The organism is Mycobacterium sp., assembly GCF_036273375.1.
GTDB lineage: Bacteria > Actinomycetota > Actinomycetes > Mycobacteriales > Mycobacteriaceae > Mycobacterium.
The window spans coordinates 1-2,970 of the sequence record NZ_DASUHS010000052.1 but is presented as its reverse complement, the minus strand read 5'-3'; the positions used below and the strand labels follow the sequence as shown (position 1 = coordinate 2,970).

Annotated in this window: 5 protein-coding genes; 2 read left to right on the top strand and 3 right to left on the bottom strand. The window is 66.3% G+C overall.

Features of this window, described 5'->3' with window-relative positions; genetic code table 11:
• From VFW69_RS05140 to VFW69_RS05130, 3 genes are all read right to left on the bottom strand, one after another.
• A partial coding sequence (locus VFW69_RS05140) for a DNA-3-methyladenine glycosylase I (RefSeq protein ID WP_526498832.1) occupies positions 1-386 on the bottom strand: 386 nt, incomplete at its 3' end.
• Between the two features lie 115 nt (positions 387-501).
• Positions 502-1,359, bottom strand: a complete 858-nt coding sequence (locus VFW69_RS05135; RefSeq protein ID WP_526498830.1) for an MBL fold metallo-hydrolase — start codon at positions 1,357-1,359, stop codon at positions 502-504.
• A 20-nt stretch (positions 1,360-1,379) separates the two neighbouring features.
• Positions 1,380-1,808, bottom strand: a complete 429-nt coding sequence (locus VFW69_RS05130) for a tautomerase family protein (protein ID WP_526498828.1) — start codon at positions 1,806-1,808, stop codon at positions 1,380-1,382.
• Positions 1,809-1,975: 167 nt separating this feature from the next.
• Here VFW69_RS05130 and VFW69_RS05125 point away from each other — a divergent pair, with 167 nt between their 5' ends.
• Both VFW69_RS05125 and VFW69_RS05120 read left to right on the top strand, forming a co-directional pair.
• Positions 1,976-2,692, top strand: coding sequence for an alpha/beta fold hydrolase (locus VFW69_RS05125; protein ID WP_526498826.1), 717 nt, complete (start codon positions 1,976-1,978; stop codon positions 2,690-2,692).
• An 83-nt stretch (positions 2,693-2,775) separates the two neighbouring features.
• On the top strand, positions 2,776-2,913 hold the full coding sequence (locus tag VFW69_RS05120) for a hypothetical protein (protein ID WP_526498824.1): 138 nt from the start codon (positions 2,776-2,778) through the stop codon (positions 2,911-2,913).
• Positions 2,914-2,970 lie beyond the last annotated feature (57 nt).

The window sequence follows — 2,970 nt, the reverse complement described above, 5'->3', positions numbered from 1 at the left end:
TCGTAGGATCTCGCGAGTTCGGCGAGGCTCGGCGATGCCGACAGCATCGCGAGGGCGTTGTCGACGGTGGCCTGGATCTTGCCCCGGTTGCGGATGATCGACGCGTCCTGCGTCAGCCGGCCTACGTCCTTGTCGGTCATGGCGGCGACCTTGGCGATGTCGAAGTCGTGGAACGCGGTGCGGAAGGCGTCTCGCTTGTTGAACACGGTCGACCAGCTCAGCCCGACCTGGAACACGCCGAGGGTGAGTGCTTCGAACATCGCGCGCTGGTCGTAGGTGCGGTGGCCCCAGACCTGGTCGTGGTAGCGGCCAAGTGGCGTACCGGCATCGCCGGCCCAGGCGCAGCGGGGCCTGCCGTCTGTTCCAATTATCACGTCGTGGCTCATCGAGTGCCTCCGTCAGGAGCGAGCCTGCAGTTTTGCGATCTTCACCGTGGCCGCGGTCACGAGCTCCTCGGTCGGATTGTGAGGCCGTCAGCCGTAACTGCCCGATCGTGTTCGTTCAGGCTCGGTTGGCGACCGCGGCGCGGGCCGAGATCCATAGCGTGTGGGGGTTGTCGCGGTCGCCGTGCAGTTCCATCATTCCGGCGACGAGGTCCTCGACGGTGTCTCGCTGGTTGGCGATCCTGGTGAAGTCGCGCAGGTACTGCTGGCTCGCTGCGATGTGCTCCGGGAGATCAGGCGATCCTGCACGCTTGTGACCGGCGACAACGATCTTCGGTTCCAGTGCGGCGATGGCATCGAGGCTGGCGATCCAGGCTTTACGCTTCTCTTCGTTGGTTTCAAATTGCATCATGTGAACGTTGTTGTAGACGATGTCCCCAGCGACGACGGCCTCTGCCGACGGAATATGGAAGAACGTTGAATGCTCGGTGTCTCCTTGCCCAACCGGGACCGTGCGGACAAGGTGTCCGTCGAGCTCGAATTCGGGTTCCGCGAGCGCATTAGGCACTACGGGAGCCTCGGGCAGTTCGCCCGGGAACCGGGACGTCCAGTACTGGGTGGTCTTGTTCATCTCTGCTTCCCACGCGGCGCGGGCGGCTACTTCCGCGGTTGCGAAGCCGCGCGCCTCGGGAAAGTGTTCGAGAAGTCGCCCGAGACCGAGCCAGTGGTCCGAGTGCCCGTGGGTGATGTAGATGCCAGTGATGCGCTTGCCGAAACTCTTGGCCCACTCTGCCAAGGCGTCTGCCTGACCGTTGGTCATCAAGGCGTCAATAAGGATCGCCTCATTCTCGCCGGTGATCAGGGTGCTGCTCATCGGGGCCCAGGTCGGGTCGTCGCCGGGTCCTTGGCGTGGGTCGCCTGCGTAGGGGCGGATCGGGGTGACGAAGACGTCGACTGAAAGCGGACTGGTGCTCATTGTTCTTCTCCTTGCAGCGTTCACGCCTGCAGCTCGGCGACCTGCGCTCGGGCCGCGTTGACCAGCTCGTCGTTGGTGTTGGCGTGGCCCTTGAGGCCCCAGCCGCCGGGGATGGCTTCGGTGAGCAGCACCCAGGTCCGCTCGGCCAAGGTCAGGTCACCGGCCGCGGCGGCGACTATCTGGGTCAGCCGCTCAACGACGGCCAGCTGCTTGTCCCGGTCGAGGGCGCCGGCGTTGGTGAGCACCTGTACCCGGACGTAGGTGTTGTCGCCGTCGACGTTCGACAGGCTGTCGGCGGCAAGCTCATGGACGAACGCGGCGGTGTTCTGCCGGAACATCGGGATGTCCGGCACGCCCTCGACGACCATGACCGCGGTCGCCAGGTCGACGGCGAGCTTGTGTTTGTCAGCGAAGGTGCCGGCCGTGGCGTACACGTCGATCATGGGCATAGCTGCGGCTCCTGTCCTCGGTTTCCCCAGGTCGCTCCCGTGGAGCGTGAGTTCAGTAGATCGCGAGGCGGGACGCCGTTCCATCACGTGAATATGTGAAGGATCGCCGCTGGTGGCGAGGGCACCCTGGGCTGGTAGGCGACCCGACAGATGAGGGGTGGATGATCATGCCTGGTTCCATGCAGCCGACGGTCGTGCTGGTGCACGGCGCGTTCGCCGACGCTTCCGGGTTCGGCGGGGTGATCCGGGAGCTGGCGACCTCCGGGTACGAGGTGGTGGCGCCTCCCAATCCGCTGCGCAGTCTTGCCTTCGACGCGAACGCGGTCGGCGCCTACGTGCGGGCGATCGACGGGCCTGTCGTCCTGGTGGGGCATTCGTACGGCGGAGCGGTGATCACGCAGGCATCGGCCGATCTGGACAACGTGGTCGGATTGGTATACGTTGCCGCATTCGGTATCGATGCGGGTGAGAGCTGCGCCAGTGTGCAGGGCCCGTTCCCGCCGTCGATGCTGGCCTCGACGTCCGCGCCTACCGCGTACGACGCCGCGGGCGCGCCCGGCGGCCCCGAGCTCTACATCGGCAAGGATCAGTTCCGGGAGACGTTCTGCGCGGATGTGCCGGCCGACCTCGCCGCGGTCATGTGGGCGACGCAGCGGCCGTTGTCGATCGCGGCGCTGACCGAGGACGCCACGGCCGCCGGATGGAAGACCAAACCATCCTGGTACCTGGTGTCCGACCACGACAACGCCATCCCGCCGGACGCCGAGCGGTTCATGGCCGAGCGGATGGGCGCGGCCACCGAGTCGATCGCCGGCTCGCACACGGCGTTCATCGCCCAGCCGGTGGCGGTGGCGGCCTTCATCAAGAAGGCGCTCGCCGGCTAAGCCAATGCTGAGCGGTCAAGCCCCGGTCGCTGAACCTTGACCGCCGGGCAGCCCCGGCCAAGCCGCTCACCGGGATCCGGCCGATGTGGTCGCCGCCGAGCAGTACGCTCATCACCTGCGAACGCGACGCGATCCTGGTCGACACGACCATCACCTACGACCAGGTCGATCGGCTGGCGGACTGGGTAGAGCGGTTCGGCAAGCAGTCGCCGGCGTCGTGATCACACACGGGCATCCGGACCACCGGATCGGGCTCGCCCGGCTGCAGGAGCGCTTTC